This window comes from Cedecea neteri (assembly GCF_000758305.1).
Lineage (GTDB): Bacteria > Pseudomonadota > Gammaproteobacteria > Enterobacterales > Enterobacteriaceae > Cedecea > Cedecea neteri_C.
Genome location: NZ_CP009458.1, coordinates 2,136,588 through 2,153,030, shown reverse-complemented (window position 1 = coordinate 2,153,030; position 16,443 = coordinate 2,136,588). Strand labels below are relative to the sequence as shown.

Here is a 16,443-nt window from a genome sequence, read left to right as displayed (position 1 = left end):
TTAGGAAGAGAGCACTCCCCCTGAATTCTCCCTCTCCCTTTTAGGAAGAGAGCACTCCCCCTGAATTCTCCCTCTCCCTTTTAGGAAGAGAGCACTCCCCCTGAATTCTCCCTCTCCCTTTTAGGAAGAGAGCACTCCCCCTGAATTCTCCCTCTCCCTTTTAGGGAGAGGGCCGGGGTGAGGGTCAGTCCTTTACGGACGGTAAACCTTAATATTCTTAAAGCCCTGCTCGCTCAAATACAGCGCCTGCAGGCGGCTCATCACGCCACGCTCGCACCACAGCAGGTAAGTTTTACTCTGGTCGAGATCGCCGAACTTGGTGCTCAGCTTGTAGAACGGCAGCGCCACAACCTCAACGCCTTCCAGCGCAAAAGGTTTCTCATCGACTTCGTCGTTGGAGCGAATGTCCAGCAATACCTCGTTGGCGCCAAACGCATTAACCGTTTCGACTTCCACAACGTCCTGCTTCGTCTGGGTCGCAATATCGCGGATATCGATATTGGTCGCCTCGGCAACCACGCGATCCAGAATCGAGAAGTCAAACTTCTGCTCTTCTTCCTCAATCTTCGCCTTCACCGCTTTCACGGTCGGGCTTTTCGAGATCACGCCGCAGTATTCTGGCATGGTACGAGCGAAATCAGCGGTACCGATTTCACGGGCCAGATCGATAATGTGCTCTTTGTCGTGGGAGATCAGCGGGCGCAGGATCAGCGTATCGGAAACATTGTCGATCAGGCGTAGGTTGGTCAGCGTCTGGCTGGACACCTGGCCTAACGCTTCGCCGGTCACCAGAGCCTGAACGCCGTAGCGCTCGGCAACCTGAGAGGCGGCACGCACAAACATACGTTTCAGCACCACGCCCATCTGCCCGTCTTCCACTTTCTCCAGGATCTCGCCGACCACTGGCTCAAAGTTAATGGCAACAAAACGCACGCGGTGAGAGCTGCCGAAGCGGTTCCACAGATAATGCGCCACCTGCTTCACGCCGATTTCATGAGCAGCCCCGCCCAGGTTGAAGAAGCAATAATGCACGCGACAGCCGCGACGCATCAGCATGTAGCTGGACACGCCGGAGTCGAAGCCGCCGGAAATCAGCGACAGCACGTCTTCCTGAGTCCCGATCGGGAAACCGCCGATGCCTTCGTAGCGGCCTTTAACCAGCAGCAGGCGATCGTTTTCAATCTCAAGATTAACTGTCACATCCGGATCGTTGAGCTTAACGCGAGCGGATTCGATGTGCTGATTCAGGCCGCCCCCAACGTAGCGCTCAACTTCAATGGAGCTAAATTCGTGTTTGCCACGGCGTTTTACGCGCACGCAGAAACTTTTACCTTCCAGTTTGTCGCGGTACAGCTCTAACGCCTGCTCAAAGATATTGTGCATGTCGGTGTACGGCACATCTTCAACTTCAAGAATGTGGTGGATACCCGGAATGCGGGTCAGCGCTTCACGAATGGCGATACGCTGGTTTTCATCTTTGGCGCGAACTTCAATGTTGTCCCAGTGGCGAACAACCGCCAGGCTCTCATCGTAGTGTTTTAAAACGTTACGAATATTCCCGGTGAGCATCTTAATAAAGCGTATGCGCACAGATTGGCTCTTGATGGTGATTTCCGGGAACAATTTAATGATAAACTTCATGGCGGTAAGGGTTCGTTTAGTCAGCCGGGCTGGCTGCGCAGCACGCGGGCGTAGAAAGAAGTACTTGCAGCGGCGTCATGCCACCTGCATCCGAGGCGCGCAAGTATATCACCATCCCACAAAGACTGCGCACCTTAACCGACTTGTACGAGCTAGCTTGATAATCACATTGACTCCGCTACCATGTCGGCGTCGAATTAAAACAGAGTCAGACATTCACCATGCCGAAAAAAACCGAATCTCCGGCCAGCTTCGAAACCGCACTGGTCGAACTGGAGCAAATAGTTACTCGTCTGGAAAGCGGCGATCTCGCCCTTGAAGAGGCGTTAAACGAATTTGAGCGCGGCGTGCAGCTGGCTCGCCAGGGGCAAGTGAAACTCCAGCAGGCTGAGCAACGCGTACAGATTTTACTGAGCGACAGCGAAGACGCCCCTCTGACTCCCTTTACCCCGGACGCCGAGTAATATGGATTTTAACCAACAGCTTCAGGCCCACGTTGTACGGGTTAACGACGCTATTGCGCGCTTTCTGGCGCCGCTGCCGTTTCAGAACAGTCCACTGGTTGAAGCGATGCACTATGGCGCACTATTGGGCGGTAAACGCCTGCGTCCGTTCCTGGTGTACGCTACCGGTGAAATGTTTGGCGTCGCCGATGAAGCACTCGATGCCCCTGCCGCGGCAGTGGAATGCATTCACGCCTATTCGCTGATTCATGATGACTTACCGGCCATGGATAACGACGATTTACGTCGTGGCCAGCCGACCTGCCACATTAAATTTGGCGAAGAAAATGCCATTCTGGCCGGAGATGCCCTGCAAACGCTGGCGTTTTCTATACTGAGTGATGCGCCGATGCCCGGCGTTGATATTGCCGATCGCTTAGCTATGGTTTCAGAACTCGCCACCGCCAGCGGCGTGGCAGGCATGTGTGGCGGCCAGGCGCTGGATTTAGAAGCTGAAGGCAAGCAAGTTGACCTGGCTTCCCTGGAGCGTATTCACCGCCATAAAACCGGGGCATTGATTCGCGCCGCTGTTCGCCTGGGCGCGCTGAGTGCCGGTGAAGCAGGCCGAAAAGCCCTGCCGATTCTGGACCGCTATGCTGCAAGCATCGGCCTGGCTTTCCAGGTTCAGGATGACATTCTGGACGTTGTCGGCGATACCGCCACGATAGGAAAACGCCAGGGCGCCGATCAGCAACTGGGCAAAAGTACCTATCCGGCGCTGCTGGGGCTTGAACAGGCGCAGGCAAAAGCGCAGGATCTCTATCAGGAAGCATTGCAGGCTCTGGCCGAACTTTCTGAGCTGTCGCTGAACACAGCGGCACTGGAAGCGTTAGCAAACTACATTATCCACCGTGATAAATAACGTATAACAACGATGAGTTTAGATTTCTGATGAGTTTTGATATCGCCAAATACCCGACCCTCGCTCTGGTGGATGCCAGCCCGGACCTGCGAGTGCTGCCTAAAGAGAGCTTGCCTAAGCTTTGCGATGAGCTACGCCGTTATCTGCTCGACAGCGTAAGCCGCTCCAGCGGGCACTTTGCCTCCGGTCTCGGCACGGTCGAACTGACCGTGGCGCTGCACTACGTCTATAACACACCTTTTGATCAACTCATCTGGGACGTTGGCCACCAGGCCTATCCGCACAAAATTCTGACCGGTCGCCGCGACAAAATTGGCACTATTCGCCAAAAAGGTGGCCTGCATCCGTTCCCGTGGCGCGCGGAAAGCGAGTATGACGTGCTGAGCGTGGGCCACTCTTCCACCTCCATTAGCGCAGGTATCGGGATTGCCGTTGCCGCTGAAAAGGAAGGAAAAGACCGTAAAACCGTCTGTGTGATTGGCGATGGCGCTATCACCGCCGGGATGGCTTTCGAAGCGATGAACCATGCCGGCGATATTCGCCCGGACATGCTGGTCGTACTGAACGACAACGAAATGTCGATTTCCGAGAACGTCGGTGCGCTGAACAATCATCTGGCGCAGCTGCTTTCCGGCAAGCTTTACTCCACGCTGCGCGAAGGCGGCAAGAAAGTCTTCTCCGGCGTACCGCCGATTAAAGAGCTACTGAAGCGCACCGAAGAGCACATCAAAGGCATGGTGGTGCCAGGCACGCTGTTTGAAGAACTCGGCTTTAACTATATCGGGCCTATCGACGGCCACGATGTGATTGGCCTGGTCAATACGCTGAAGAATATGCGCAGCCTGAAAGGCCCGCAGTTCCTGCATATCATGACCAAAAAGGGGCGCGGCTACGCGCCAGCGGAAAAAGATCCGATCAGCTTCCACGCGGTACCGAAGTTCGATCCTCAGAGCGGCACGCTGCCGAAAAGCACCGGCGGCCTGCCGAGCTATTCGAAGATTTTCGGCAACTGGCTGTGCGAAACCGCAGCCCACGATGACAAACTGATGGCCATTACGCCTGCCATGCGTGAAGGCTCCGGCATGGTGGAATTTTCGCGCCAGTATCCTGACCAGTACTTTGATGTGGCGATTGCCGAGCAGCACGCGGTGACCTTCGCAGCGGGCCTGGCGATTGGCGGCTATAAGCCAGTGGTTGCGATCTACTCCACCTTCCTGCAGCGCGCTTACGACCAGGTGATTCACGACGTAGCGATTCAGAAGCTGCCGGTGATGTTTGCCATCGATCGCGCAGGCATTGTCGGAGCAGACGGCCAGACGCACCAGGGCGCTTTTGATATTTCGTTCCTGCGCTGCATTCCGGACATGGTTATCATGACCCCAAGCGACGAAAACGAATGCCGCCAGATGCTGCATACGGGTTACCACTACAGCGCAGGTCCAAGCGCCGTGCGTTACCCGCGCGGAACCGGAACCGGCGCTGAGCTGGAACCGCTCGCGGAGCTGCCAATAGGTAAAGGCGTTGTGAAACGCGAAGGCGAAAAAATTGCGCTGCTCAACTTCGGTACTCTGCTGCCGGAAGCCGCCGCGGCAGCCGAAGCGCTGAATGCCACGCTGGTCGATATGCGTTTTGTTAAGCCACTGGATGAAGCCCTGATTCTCGAACTTGCCGCCAGCCACGACTCTTTGGTAACGATTGAAGAGAACGCCATTATGGGCGGGGCCGGTAGCGGCGTGAACGAAGTGCTGATGGCACATCGCAAACCGGTTCCCGTGCTTAACCTCGGCCTGCCTGATTTCTTCATTCCTCAGGGCACTCAGGAAGAAGCGCGCGCGGAAATCGGCCTTGATGCGGCCGGGATCGAAGCTAAGATCCGGAGCTGGCTCAACTAATCCCTCTTATTGCTCCTGCTATGCTTAATAGATATTCCTACATAAGCAGGAGCGATATCGTGCAATACAATCCTTTAGGTACCACCGACCTTAACGTCTCCCGCCTTTGCCTCGGCTGTATGACCTTTGGCGAACCGGACCGCGGCAGCCATGCCTGGACACTTCCCGAAGAGAGCAGCCGGGAAATAATCCGCCACGCGCTGGAAAAAGGGATCAACTTCTTCGACACCTCAAATAACTACTCCGACGGCAGCAGCGAAGAGATTTTAGGCCGCGCGCTGCGCGACTTCGCTCGCCGCCAGGACGTTGTGGTTGCCACGAAGGTTTACAACAAAGTTGGCGATCTGCCTCAGGGACTCTCCCGCCCACAGATCCTGCGTTCGATTGACGATAGTCTGAAGCGGCTCGGTACCGACTACGTCGATTTGCTGCAAATCCACCGCTGGGACTACAACACGCCCATTGAAGAGACGCTAGAGGCACTTAACGACGTGGTTAAGGCCGGGAAAGCACGCTATATCGGCGCCTCTTCAATGCGCAGCGATCAGTTTGCTCAGGCTCTCGCCCTGCAGTCTCAGGCAGGCTGGGCGCGGTTTGTCACCATGCAGGATCACTACAACCTGATTTACCGTGAAGAAGAGCTGGAGATGTTCCCGCTGTGCTACAAAGAAAAAATTGCGGTGATCCCCTGGAGCCCGCTCGCACGCGGCAAGCTGACTCGCCCCTGGGGAGACACCACGGCGCGATCAGTCTCGGATGAAGTGGGAAAATCGCTGTACCAGACCAATAACGAAAACGACGCGCTTATCGCCGAGCGGTTGGCAAACATCGCCGCGGATAAGGGCGTTTCACGCGCACAGGTAGCACTGGCCTGGCTGCTAAGCAAACCGGGAATCGCCGCGCCGGTTGTCGGGCCTTCACGCCTGGAGCAACTGGACGACCTGCTTGGTGCGGTAGATTTAACGTTGAAGTCTGAGGAAATTGCCGAGCTGGAGACGCCGTATCAGCGGCATCCGGTGGCGGGATATAAATAATTACCCTCACCCCGGCCCTCTCCCATAGGGAGAGGGGGGAAACCGTTCCCGCCTTTAAGTCCCCTTATCTTGAAGACCGAGAGGAGACTTTATTGTTTTGGCTCCCTCTCCCTTTTAGGGAGAGGGTTGGGGTGAGGGTCATCCACTACGAAAAGTGATCGTAACCCTTCATCTCCAGCGTCACCGGCTTCCCTTCGCGGGTAAACTGTAACCCTTCCGACGCAGAAACAATCTGCCCGATACAGGTATAAGGCACGCCCAGATTGCCGATAGCCACGTCCAGTGCGCCACGGTTTAGCTCCGGCACGGTGAAGCACAGCTCATAGTCTTCGCCGCCGGACATCGCCCATTTCAGCGCCTGCTCTGGTTCAACATGCTCGCGCAACGCTTCGGAATACGGCAGCAAATCGAGATCGATACGCGCCCCGCACTCGCTGGCCTTCAGGATATGGCCGAGGTCGGAAATCAGACCGTCAGAAAGATCGATGGCGCTATTGGCCAGATCGCGCAGCGCCTGACCGTGTAAAACGCGCGGCGTTGGGCGCAGATGTCGCTTAAGCAGGTAATCCGCATGCTGTGCATTCGCAACCTGCAGACGCTGCTGCAGAATTGCCAGACCCGCCGCGCTGTCGCCCGGCGTGCCGGTGACATAGATCCAGTCCCCGGCTTTGGCACCGCTGCGCTTGAGCGCTCGTCCGGCAGGGATCATGCCGTGGATGCCCAACGTCAGGGAAAGTGGACCGCGGGTTGTGTCGCCGCCAATCAGCTGCATATCGTAATAATCCAGCTGTTCGAACAGGCTGTCGCTGAATGCCTCCAGCCACGCTTCATCCACTTCCGGGAGCGTTATCGCAAGCGTTAACCAGGCCGGATCTGCGCCCATTGCGGCCAGATCGCTTAAATTCACCGCCAGCGCCTTGTAACCCAAATCCCGCGGATCGATATCCGGCAGGAAGTGATTACCGCTCACTAACGTATCGGTGCTGATTGCCAGCAGTTGTTTTTCAGGTACCGACAGCAACGCACAGTCGTCGCCAATACCGGCTTCCACATCACGACGAGAACTTGTAACGCGATCGAAGTAACGGGCAATCAGGGAAAACTCACCGCATGCCATGCGTGATACCTCAGGAATGTCAGTTGCAGGAAAAAAGAAGGCCGGGAAAACCCGGCCAGGAGATTACTTCTTGTGGGGACGGATAGCTGGAGCGGCTTTGTCGAGAACGCCGTTAACGAATTTGTGGCTATCTTCGGCGCCGAAGGTTTTCGCCAGCTCAATCGCTTCGTTGATGGCCACTTTGTACGGCACATCATCACGTTTGGACAATTCAAACAGCGCAATGCGCAGTACCGCTTTTTCCACCTGGCCCAGCTCTTCAAGCAGACGGGACAGGTAAGGCTTCATCAGCCCATCCAGATACGCGCTGTTAGTAGCCACGCCGCTCAGCAGCTCGCGGAAGTAGACAACGTCAACGTCTTTGACGTCCTGTTCCGCCAGGAACTGGTATTCGACATCAGAGATGTCGTTTTTAGACAACTGCCAGGAGTAGAGCGCCTGGACGGCACACTCACGGGCGCGGCGACGAGCAGCAGGTTTCACGGATTTCCCCTTACAAAAATCAGGCCTTGATGGCTTTCAATACATTAATCATTTCAAGCGCGGTCAGTGCAGCTTCTGCACCTTTGTTACCGGCTTTGGTGCCAGCGCGTTCGATGGCTTGTTCAATGCTTTCGGTGGTCAGCACGCCGAAGGCAACGGGAATACCGCTGTCCTGGCCTACGCTTAACAGACCGTTGCTGGCACCGCCGGCAACGTATTCGAAGTGTGCAGTGCCTCCGCGAATCACGGTACCCAGCGCGATAACAGCATCGTATTTACCGGTTTTTGCCAGAGCATCAGCGGCCAGCGGCAGCTCGTAAGCGCCCGGCACCCAAACTACGGTGATGTTTTTGTCTTTCACCTGACCAATGCGTTTCAGGGCGTCGATAGCACCTTCCAGCAGGCTGTCATTGATGAAGTTGTTAAAACGCGCGATGGTGATGGCGACGCGAGCGTCAGGAGTAGCAACAGCAGCTTCAATAATGTTCATAATCTTCCTTTACGGGTTCTGTTTAGCCCCGCAGGGGGGCGGATTTTATCATAATCTTTTCGTGACTGCTTACGTTTTACTGGCGTCCGTAAATGGGCGTCAAATGCAGGCACAAATCGGGGCCGACCTGGCGGACTTCGCTAAAGCGGAACTCCGGCACATCAGCAAGTTTTTCAAGGCCTGGAAGCTCGCACAAACCGCGGGCATCATTGCCTAATAATTTTGGCGCGACGTAGACAATCAGTTCATCTACCAGGCCCGCCTGCAACAGCGCCCCGGCAAGCGTTGCCCCTGCCTCCACCCAGACAGAATTCACCTGGCGTTTGCCAAGCTGCATCATTAACACGACCAAATCAAGATGGCCGTTATGTTCAGGCACCAGCAGTTGCTCAACGCCCTCAGGCCAGGGTTGTTCATCCGCCTGGCTGCGGGCAAGCCAGGTTTGCCCCGGATTGGCAATAATTTGGTGCTGCGGTGTTACCTGGTTTTGACGATCCAGCACAATACGAATCGGCTGGCGCAAATCCTGTTCGGCATAAATTGCCTGGCTGGCACTATCCAGTTCATCCCAGCGGACAGTTAATGACGGGTTATCTGCCAATACAGTTGCGTCACTGGAAAGAATAGCGGCACTTTGCGCGCGATGGCGCTGCACGTCGCGACGCGCCTGGGGAGAGGTAATCCATTTACTTTCTCCGCTTGCCATCGCGGTACGGCCGTCCAGCGAGGCACCTAACTTAAGCTGAATGTACGGGAATCCGGTACGCATACGCTTGAGGAACCCGCGGTTCAGCGCTTCGGCTTCGTTCATCATCAGGTCGTGGCTAACTTCAATGCCCGCCTGCTGCAAACGGTAGAGGCCCCGACCGGCAACCTGCGGATTAGGATCCTGCATGGCGGCAACCACTCGAGAAACGCCTGCGGCAATCAGGGCATCGCAGCACGGTGGCGTGCGGCCATGGTGGCTACAGGGTTCGAGCGTAACGTAAGCCGTTGCGCCCCGGGCCTCCTCGCCTGCCATGCGCAAAGCGTGAACTTCCGCATGAGGTTCCCCGGCACGAAAGTGGAACCCTTCCCCCACAATCTTGCCGTCTTTAACTATCACGCAGCCGACATTCGGGTTCGGTGCAGTGGTAAAACGCCCGCGCTTAGCCAGCTCAAGCGCTCGAGCCATAAACTGTTCATCAAGGGACATCGGCATTAATCCTGTAAACGGGCGATTTCTTCACCAAATTCTTTGATATCTTCAAAGCTACGGTAAACCGAAGCAAAGCGAATATAGGCGACTTTATCCAGCTTCTTGAGCTGCTCCATCACCAGGTTACCGATGAGTTTACTCGGGATTTCGCGTTCGCCGGTTGCTCGAAGGTGCGACTTAATATGGCTGATAGCCATTTCCACGTCGTCAGAATTGACCGGACGTTTTTCCAGCGCTTTCAGGATGCCGCTGCGCAGTTTGTCTTCGTTAAACGGCTCGCGCACCTCATTGCTCTTCACCACTCTCGGCATCACCAGCTCCGCAACCTCGAAAGTCGTGAAGCGTTCGTGACAAACCAGGCACTGGCGCCGACGGCGTACGGAGGAACCTTCACCCACCAGGCGAGAGTCGATAACTTTGGTGTCCACGGCGAAACAGAATGGGCAATGCATAGCGTTTCCTGCTGGGATTATAAAGATGAACAATAGTTTACCGCGAAGTTGCGGGAGTACAAAGACAGCGCCGACGCTGCGACGTCAAATATGACTTTCCAAATACGAAGAACTACGCTTAAATCAGCGAACCTTAACGAGGAAAAACCAACCATGACAAAGACTTACTTAAGAATTATCCTGGTTTCAAGTCTGATGAGCCTGACCGCTTGCGCCCAGCAAACTGAAGTACGTCAGATGCGCAGTCAAATTGGTTCCTTAAATCAGGAAATGACCAAACTTAGCCAGCAAACGGTGAAGCTGACCCAGCAGAATGCTCTGAACGCGAAGTCGACCAGCGGCGTTTACCTTCTGCCGGGTTCAAACACGGCTGCACGCCTTAACAGCCAGATTGGTAACCTGAAAATGTCGCTGACTAACGTTGCGGCTGAAGCCAACGGCACCCGCGCCACGTTGCTGATTCAGGGGGAATCGAACGATCCGCTGCCGGCCTTCAGCGGCAAAGTGGAATGGGGGCAGATCCAGGGGACCACGGACAACTTCCAGGAAGTTAACGTGCAAACACAATCTATAGACGCTCCGGCCAGCATCCTCGCCCCGAGTGACGTGTCGATTCCGCTTCGCCTGTCCGGTATCACGCCCGATCAATTAGGGTTTGTGCGCGTACACGATATTCAGCCAGTTTCTGCCGCACAGCCAATGGCCGCGCAATAAGTTTTTCGCTCCTTGCCCAACGCTCGCTTCAACCACAGATTCGCTTCTTACCCTCACCCTGGCCCTCTCCCTAAAAGGGAGAGGGAATAAAAATCCCCCATCGCTGGTTTTCCCCCTCTGGGAGAGGGAATAAAAATCCCCCGCCGCTGGTTTTCCCTCAACCTCTCTGGGAGAGGGAAGAGATCATCGTCGGTTTCCCCCCCTCTTCTTCTGGGAGAGGAAATCAATCATCGGCGGTTTTCCCCCTCTCCCTCTGGGAGAGGGCCGGGGTGAGGGTCGAAGCCACCCCGTACTCCCGAAAGCGATGAAACAAAAAGATGACTAAGAGACATTTTTCGACGAGAGAGCTTGTCACACTCTTTCACACGCCCCGCACAATATGTGAAGCAGCCCCACTATTATCACTTCGCCCTTAGAGTGATCCACATCACATTTAGATGTAACAACCCGGCATACGTTTGCGTAATTTGACGAAGCAGGTACAATCACGCCGTTTTTAATGTGCGCAAACGTGAACGCAATCGATTACGCATATGAGAAGAATGTGAAATAGAACATATTTTTGTGAGCAGGGATTTCTATAATAGTCGCGCTGCAAAGGTCCTTCCCCTGAGACCGGCGGCCAGGGATGACATCTCACATCCGCATCGCACCAAAATTACGTAAACAGTGGCTAAAAATATGAAAAAAATTATTCTGGCAGCCGGCACCGTTCTGGCGCTTTCCAGCTCTTTCTCTGCCAGCGCAGAAGAAGCAAAAAACAGCGAATACCTCTCCGACTGGTGGCACCAGAGCGTTAACGTTGTCGGCAGCTATCACACCCGTTTCGGGCCTCAGCTGCGCAACGATACCTACCTGGAATATGAAGCATTCGCCAAAAAAGACTGGTTCGATTTCTACGGCTACGTGGATGCGCCAGTCTTCTTCGGCGGTAACACCCAGGCGAAAGGGATCTGGAACCACGGTTCCCCACTGTTTATGGAAATCGAACCTCGCTTCTCCATCGATAAGCTGACCGGGACCGACCTGAGCTTTGGTCCGTTCAAAGAGTGGTACTTCGCGAACAACTACATTTACGATATGGGCCGTAACGCGACGGGTCGCCAAAGCACCTGGTACATGGGTCTGGGTACCGACATCGATACCGGCCTGCCGATGAGCCTGTCGATGAACGTGTATGCCAAATACCAGTGGCAGAACTATAAAGCGAGCAACGAAAACGAGTGGGACGGCTACCGTTTCAAGGTGAAATACTTCGTGCCGATTACCTCCCTGTGGGGCGGTAACCTGAGCTATATCGGTTTCACCAACTTTGACTGGGGTTCAGATCTGGGCAAAGACAGCGGCTACGGCACTAACGGTCTGAAGCAGCGTACCAGCAACTCCATCGCTTCCAGCCACATCCTGTCGCTGAACTACGATCACCTGCACTACTCCATCGTGGCCCGTTACTTCCATAACGGCGGCCAGTGGAACGACGGCACCCAGCTGAACTGGATGACTGAAACCGTTCGCGCAACCGGCTGGGGCGGCTACTTCGTGGTAGGTTACAACTTCTAATCGCCGCCACCTGTAAAAAACCGGCCAACTGGCCGGTTTTTTTATTTCTCAGGCAGATAGCCTTTGGCCTTCTGAAGCGCAATAAAAGCCTGCAGAGAACGATCGTGGCGCTCCTGAAACACCCGCCCGGTTAAATGAATATCCCGGCAGCGATCCAGCCTGAAGCTACGATAATCATTCCGAGCCTCGCACCAGGCCACCAGCAGCCAGACCTCTCCCCAAAATGACAGCCCCAGAGGGTGAATATCCCGCTCCGTCAATTCCCCTTTTTCATCCTCATAAAGAAGATGAACAACCTGGAATTTGTCGATGGCGGCATGAAACAGATCGAACCGGGCTTTCACCTGCGGAAACTTATTAAAATTAGGCGAAATTATACGACTACGTTCGGCAACCCGGCGCTTTTCCGGGGTGAGCACAGCGAGGAGTTTTTCATGCACGGACTCGGCAGATTTGGCCAGCGATTCCCCGCTCCAGGTTTGCACCATTCTTAGCGCCGCAATCACCGCCTCAACTTCTCCGGTCGTCAGCATCAGCGGAGGAAGATCGTACCCTGCCAGCAGGCGATAGCCACAGCCCGCCTCCCCTTCTATCGGCACGCCGGAGAGGGAGAGATCCTGAATGTCGCGGTAGATAGTTCGCTCCGAGACCTCCAGCCGTTCGGCAAGCTGTGCAGCCGTCGTCAGCCGCCTGCCGCGAAGGATTTGCACTATCTGAAATAATCGATCGGCTCTTCGGCTCATGGGCGTTCCGGGAAAATAAGGCCTGCCCGGGCGGCAGGCTTTAGCGTCAGTATTAAGACTTAAACCGGCTGATGCAACCCGATGCGATTGCCCTCGCTGTCGATCATTAACGCAATCGTGCCGATATCATAGGGCAACACCTGCGGACCAAAATCCAGCCGGCCTCCCGCCACTTCTACCTGCTGTAATGCTTTAACGATATCGGGCGTATAAAGATAAATCACCGCGCCTGTCTCTGAAGGCACAAACCGCTCCCCCTTCACCAAAGAGCCGCCGGTGGCAGGTTGGTTATACGAAAATACCGCATTCTCCACGCCAGCTATCGTTTCGCGACGAAATTCAGCGTTCAGTACACGTTGGTAAAAAGCGACCGCTCGCGCCATATCGGTAACGGGGATCTCAAACCAGTTGATGAGTGTGCTCATTGTGTTTCTCCAGTGTTGTCAGTAACCACGAGTCTACTGACCCCCTCCTGACACCATACTGTCAGGAGAAAAACACCGGGCGAAAAAAAACCGCAGCTCTAAGGCTGCGGTTTTATCAAACGCTTAACGCTATTACGGCAGAATGGACGGCTGATCCGCCCCTTCTTTCTCTACCTTTTGCTGCAGCATATGCTCGCGCTTCATGCCCAGCTTCAACGCCAGCGCAGAGGCGACGTAGATAGAAGACACGGTACCGATAGTGACACCGATAAGCATCGTCAGGGAGAAGCCTTTCAGCAGCGCCCCACCGAACAGATACAGCATCAGGATAACCACTAAGGTGGTACCGGAAGTGATCAAGGTCCTTTGCAGCGTCTGGGTCAGGGAGACGTTAAAGATCTCGTAAGGCGTCCCGCGGCGGATCTTGCGGAAGTTTTCACGAATACGGTCCGAAACCACGATGCTGTCGTTCAGCGAGTAGCCGATAACCGACATCAACGACGCGACGATGGTCAGGTCAATTTCAATGTGGAACAGCGACAGCACACCCATGGTAATCACCACGTCGTGCGCCAGCTTGATAACCACACCGGCAGCCAGACGCCACTCGAAGCGGAACCCTACGTACACCAGAATAGACAGCAGCGCGACGAGCAGCGCCATCGCACCGTTTTGAGCCAGATCCGCACCCACGCTTGGGCCGACAAACTCAATACGTTTCACTGCCGCATTCTGGCTGGTTGCTTCGTTAATCACGCTCACAACCTTGCTGCCGAGCACCTGGCCGCCGGTTTCGCCTTTAGCAGGCGGCATGCGCACCATGATGTCACGGCTGCTGCCGAAGTTCTGCACCAGCGGCTCTTCAAAGCCCGCCTTCTGCAGCGCGGCGCGCATGGTGTCCAGCTCGGCTGGTTTTTCCAGCCCGATTTCGATTACCGTACCGCCGGTAAAGTCCAGGCCCCAGTTGAAGCCTTTCACGCCGATAATCGCGACGGAAAGGATCAGCAGAATGCCGGAGATGCCGAAGGCCCAGTTGTCCCAGCGCATAAAGTCATAGACTTTACGGCCGTGGTTCAATTGTTCAACAGTATATTCCTGTGCCACAACGCACTCCTTAGATAGACAGCTTGTTGATGCGTTTGCCGCCGTACAACAGGTTCACGATGGCACGGGTGCCGACGATTGCGGTAAACATCGAGGTCGCAACGCCAATACCGGTGGTAATAGCAAACCCTTTGATCGCCCCGGTGCCCACGGCATACAGGATGATAACTTTGATAAGCGTGGTGATGTTGGCATCGAAAATGGAGCTGAACGCGCCTTTGTAGCCTTCATCAATGGCCTGCTGTACCGAACGCCCGTTTCGCAGTTCTTCTTTGATACGTTCGTTAATCAGTACGTTGGCATCCACCGCTACCGCAAGGGTTAAGACGACACCCGCAATACCCGGCATGGTCAGCGTCGCCCCTGGCAGCAGGGACATGATCCCCACAATCAGCACCAGGTTAGCCAGCAGCGCAGAGGTCGCAATCAGGCCAAACTTCTTATAGAAGAAGACCATAAAGATGATAGAGACCACCAGACCTGCCAGACACGCTTCCAGGCCCTGCTTGATGTTTTCCAGACCCAGCGTTGGGCCGATGGTACGTTCTTCAACAATCTGAATCGGCGCAATCAGCGCACCCGCGCGCAGCAGCAGAGAGAGCTGGCGAGCTTCATTCGGATTGCTGATCCCGGTGATACGGAAGCTGTTACCCAGGCGAGACTGAATGTTCGCCACGTTGATAACTTCTTCTTCTTTCATCAGGACGGAACGGCCATTCGCGTCTTTCTTACCGCTGTCCTTGTACTCCACAAAGAGGGTCGCCATCGGCTTGCCGATGTTGTCTTTGGTGAAGTTAGACATGATGTTACCGCCAGCGCTGTCCAGGGAGATGTTTACCTGTGGCTGGTTGTATTCATCCATGCTGGACGTGGAGTCAGTGATATGGTCCCCGGTCAGAATCACGCGCTTGTACAGCACGACCGGCTGGCCTTCGCGAGTCTGCTTCACTTCGGAGTCACCCGGCACGCGGCCAGACGCTGCCGCAGAGGCATCCACGTTGGTATTTACCAGGCGGAATTCCAGCGTAGCGGTTGCGCCCAGGATTTCTTTCGCACGCGCGGTGTCCTGAATACCCGGCAATTCAACCACGATGCGGTCAGCACCCTGACGCTGCACCAGCGGTTCGGCGACGCCAAGCTGGTTCACACGGTTACGCAGGATGTTGATGTTCTGCTGAACCGCGTACTCACGCGCTTCGCTCAGGCGAGCATCGCTCATCACCGCACGCAGCGTATTGCTACCCTGGTTGGAGAACACCAGATCGCGATGGCGGGAGGAGAGGTAATCTCTTGCAGAGTCGCGCGCGCTTGAATCACGGAATACGATGTCTACGCCGTAATTGTCGGCTTTACGCACGTTGGTATAAGCAATGCCCTTGTCACGCAGGTCGCTGCGCAGGCCATCGATATTTTGTTCCTGGAGCTTGCCCAGCGCTGTGTCCATATCGACTTCCATCAGGAAGTGGACGCCGCCGCGCAGGTCAAGACCGAGCTTCATCGGGTTCGCACCGATAGTCGACATCCAGCGAGGGGTAGCAGGAGCAAGGTTAAGCGCCACGACATAGTTGTCGCCCATTACGCTCATCAGCGCTTCACGCGCACGGAGCTGGGTATCGGTAGAGTCGAAGCGAGCGAGAATAGCGCCCTCTTCCAGCGCCACAGACTTAGCGGTGATATTTTCTTGTTTTAAGGTGTTTTCGACCTGGATCAGCGTTTGTTCACTGGCGGCGGCACCGCGCACGCCAGTTAACTGAACTGCCGGATCCTCACCATACAGGTTGGGAAGCGCATACAGCAGGCCAATCGCCAGTACGGCGATCAGCATGATGTACTTCCACAAAGGATAACGGTTTAACACGTGTAGTTCCCTTAGGGAAAACGAAAATTACAGCGCCTTCATGGTGCCTTTCGGCAGAACGGCAGCTACGAAATCACGTTTGATAACCACTTCGGTGGTATCGTTCAGCGCGATAGCAATGTAGCCAGTTTCAGCTACTTTGGTTACGCGGCCAACCAGACCACCGTTGGTCAGCACTTCATCACCCTTGGAGATGGAGTCCATCAGTTTTTTATGCTCTTTGGTACGCTTTTGCTGCGGACGCAGGATCATAAAATAGAAAATCAGGCCGAACACCACCAGCATAAGAATCAAAGAGTACGGGCTACCCTGCGATGGAGCACCTGTTGCAGCTACCGCATCAGAAATGAAAAAGCTCATTAAAATT

17 protein-coding genes are annotated in these 16,443 nt (G+C 55.1%); 6 read left to right on the top strand and 11 right to left on the bottom strand.

All coding sequences use genetic code 11. The features are described 5' to 3' along the window. Positions 1-192: 192 nt before the first annotated feature. Positions 193-1,641: a tRNA uracil 4-sulfurtransferase ThiI gene (thiI, locus tag LH23_RS10050; protein ID WP_008454575.1), complete on the bottom strand. Its 1,449-nt coding sequence runs from the start codon at positions 1,639-1,641 to the stop codon at positions 193-195. A 221-nt stretch (positions 1,642-1,862) separates the two neighbouring features. Here thiI and xseB point away from each other — a divergent pair, with 221 nt between their 5' ends. The 4 genes from xseB to LH23_RS10030 are packed head-to-tail and all read left to right on the top strand — an operon-like array spanning position 1,863 to position 5,932. Further along, positions 1,863-2,105 carry an exodeoxyribonuclease VII small subunit gene (gene xseB / locus LH23_RS10045; protein ID WP_039290760.1) on the top strand — a complete coding sequence of 81 codons (243 nt, stop codon included), beginning with the start codon at positions 1,863-1,865 and terminating at the stop codon, positions 2,103-2,105. A 1-nt stretch (position 2,106) separates the two neighbouring features. Further along, positions 2,107-3,006 carry a (2E,6E)-farnesyl diphosphate synthase gene (gene ispA / locus LH23_RS10040; RefSeq protein ID WP_039290758.1) on the top strand — a complete coding sequence of 300 codons (900 nt, stop codon included), beginning with the start codon at positions 2,107-2,109 and terminating at the stop codon, positions 3,004-3,006. A gap of 29 nt (positions 3,007-3,035) precedes the next feature. Beyond that, positions 3,036-4,898 (top strand): 1-deoxy-D-xylulose-5-phosphate synthase, encoded by a 1,863-nt coding sequence (gene dxs / locus LH23_RS10035; protein WP_039290757.1) that lies wholly within the window; start codon positions 3,036-3,038, stop codon positions 4,896-4,898. A gap of 59 nt (positions 4,899-4,957) precedes the next feature. Further along, positions 4,958-5,932, top strand: a complete 975-nt coding sequence (locus LH23_RS10030; RefSeq protein WP_039290754.1) for an aldo/keto reductase — start codon at positions 4,958-4,960, stop codon at positions 5,930-5,932. Positions 5,933-6,077: 145 nt separating this feature from the next. Here LH23_RS10030 and thiL read toward each other — a convergent pair whose 3' ends face one another. The 5 genes from thiL to nrdR all read right to left on the bottom strand — a co-directional run bounded on the left by thiL (position 6,078) and on the right by nrdR (position 9,672). Next, a complete protein-coding gene (thiL, locus tag LH23_RS10025; RefSeq protein WP_039290753.1) occupies positions 6,078-7,049 on the bottom strand; it encodes a thiamine-phosphate kinase in 972 nt (323 codons plus the stop codon). A gap of 63 nt (positions 7,050-7,112) precedes the next feature. Beyond that, positions 7,113-7,532, bottom strand: coding sequence for a transcription antitermination factor NusB (nusB, locus tag LH23_RS10020; protein WP_039290751.1), 420 nt, complete (start codon positions 7,530-7,532; stop codon positions 7,113-7,115). 19 nt (positions 7,533-7,551) lie between these two features. After that, on the bottom strand, positions 7,552-8,022 hold the full coding sequence (gene ribE, locus LH23_RS10015; RefSeq protein WP_008454557.1) for a 6,7-dimethyl-8-ribityllumazine synthase: 471 nt from the start codon (positions 8,020-8,022) through the stop codon (positions 7,552-7,554). A 76-nt stretch (positions 8,023-8,098) separates the two neighbouring features. Beyond that, positions 8,099-9,217 (bottom strand): bifunctional diaminohydroxyphosphoribosylaminopyrimidine deaminase/5-amino-6-(5-phosphoribosylamino)uracil reductase RibD, encoded by a 1,119-nt coding sequence (gene ribD, locus LH23_RS10010; RefSeq protein WP_039296516.1) that lies wholly within the window; start codon positions 9,215-9,217, stop codon positions 8,099-8,101. Positions 9,218-9,222: 5 nt separating this feature from the next. Then, positions 9,223-9,672, bottom strand: a complete 450-nt coding sequence (gene nrdR / locus LH23_RS10005; protein WP_008454553.1) for a transcriptional regulator NrdR — start codon at positions 9,670-9,672, stop codon at positions 9,223-9,225. A gap of 153 nt (positions 9,673-9,825) precedes the next feature. Between nrdR and LH23_RS10000 the strand changes: the two genes are divergently transcribed. Then, positions 9,826-10,386 (top strand): DUF3251 domain-containing protein, encoded by a 561-nt coding sequence (locus LH23_RS10000; RefSeq protein ID WP_039290749.1) that lies wholly within the window; start codon positions 9,826-9,828, stop codon positions 10,384-10,386. A gap of 681 nt (positions 10,387-11,067) precedes the next feature. Further along, a complete protein-coding gene (locus LH23_RS09995; protein WP_039290746.1) occupies positions 11,068-11,946 on the top strand; it encodes a nucleoside-specific channel-forming protein Tsx in 879 nt (292 codons plus the stop codon). A 41-nt stretch (positions 11,947-11,987) separates the two neighbouring features. Here the strand turns inward: LH23_RS09995 and LH23_RS09990 are convergent, their stop codons facing one another. The 5 genes from LH23_RS09990 to yajC form a co-directional block, all read right to left on the bottom strand. Further along, a complete protein-coding gene (locus LH23_RS09990) occupies positions 11,988-12,689 on the bottom strand; it encodes a helix-turn-helix transcriptional regulator (RefSeq protein WP_039290745.1) in 702 nt (233 codons plus the stop codon). Between the two features lie 59 nt (positions 12,690-12,748). Then, on the bottom strand, positions 12,749-13,114 hold the full coding sequence (locus LH23_RS09985; protein ID WP_039290742.1) for a VOC family protein: 366 nt from the start codon (positions 13,112-13,114) through the stop codon (positions 12,749-12,751). Positions 13,115-13,246: 132 nt separating this feature from the next. Then, on the bottom strand, positions 13,247-14,218 hold the full coding sequence (gene secF, locus LH23_RS09980) for a protein translocase subunit SecF (protein ID WP_008454542.1): 972 nt from the start codon (positions 14,216-14,218) through the stop codon (positions 13,247-13,249). Positions 14,219-14,228: 10 nt separating this feature from the next. Continuing rightward, a complete protein-coding gene (secD, locus tag LH23_RS09975; protein ID WP_071842707.1) occupies positions 14,229-16,076 on the bottom strand; it encodes a protein translocase subunit SecD in 1,848 nt (615 codons plus the stop codon). 27 nt (positions 16,077-16,103) lie between these two features. Continuing rightward, a complete protein-coding gene (gene yajC, locus LH23_RS09970) occupies positions 16,104-16,436 on the bottom strand; it encodes a preprotein translocase subunit YajC (RefSeq protein ID WP_039290737.1) in 333 nt (110 codons plus the stop codon). Between the last annotated feature and the right edge of the window lie 7 nt (positions 16,437-16,443).

Bases quoted from the DNA above. Each gene is read 5' to 3' on its own strand.
- thiI (WP_008454575.1), bottom strand. From the start codon at position 1,641: ATGAAGTTTATCATTAAATTGTTCCCGGAAATCACCATCAAGAGCCAA.
- xseB (WP_039290760.1), top strand. From the start codon at position 1,863: ATGCCGAAAAAAACCGAATCTCCGGCCAGCTTCGAAACCGCACTGGTC.
- ispA (WP_039290758.1), top strand. From the start codon at position 2,107: ATGGATTTTAACCAACAGCTTCAGGCCCACGTTGTACGGGTTAACGAC.
- dxs (WP_039290757.1), top strand. From the start codon at position 3,036: ATGAGTTTTGATATCGCCAAATACCCGACCCTCGCTCTGGTGGATGCC.
- thiL (WP_039290753.1), bottom strand. From the start codon at position 7,049: ATGGCATGCGGTGAGTTTTCCCTGATTGCCCGTTACTTCGATCGCGTT.
- ribE (WP_008454557.1), bottom strand. From the start codon at position 8,022: ATGAACATTATTGAAGCTGCTGTTGCTACTCCTGACGCTCGCGTCGCC.
- ribD (WP_039296516.1), bottom strand. From the start codon at position 9,217: ATGTCCCTTGATGAACAGTTTATGGCTCGAGCGCTTGAGCTGGCTAAG.
- nrdR (WP_008454553.1), bottom strand. From the start codon at position 9,672: ATGCATTGCCCATTCTGTTTCGCCGTGGACACCAAAGTTATCGACTCT.
- LH23_RS10000 (WP_039290749.1), top strand. From the start codon at position 9,826: ATGACAAAGACTTACTTAAGAATTATCCTGGTTTCAAGTCTGATGAGC.
- LH23_RS09995 (WP_039290746.1), top strand. From the start codon at position 11,068: ATGAAAAAAATTATTCTGGCAGCCGGCACCGTTCTGGCGCTTTCCAGC.
- LH23_RS09990 (WP_039290745.1), bottom strand. From the start codon at position 12,689: ATGAGCCGAAGAGCCGATCGATTATTTCAGATAGTGCAAATCCTTCGC.
- LH23_RS09985 (WP_039290742.1), bottom strand. From the start codon at position 13,114: ATGAGCACACTCATCAACTGGTTTGAGATCCCCGTTACCGATATGGCG.
- yajC (WP_039290737.1), bottom strand. From the start codon at position 16,436: ATGAGCTTTTTCATTTCTGATGCGGTAGCTGCAACAGGTGCTCCATCG.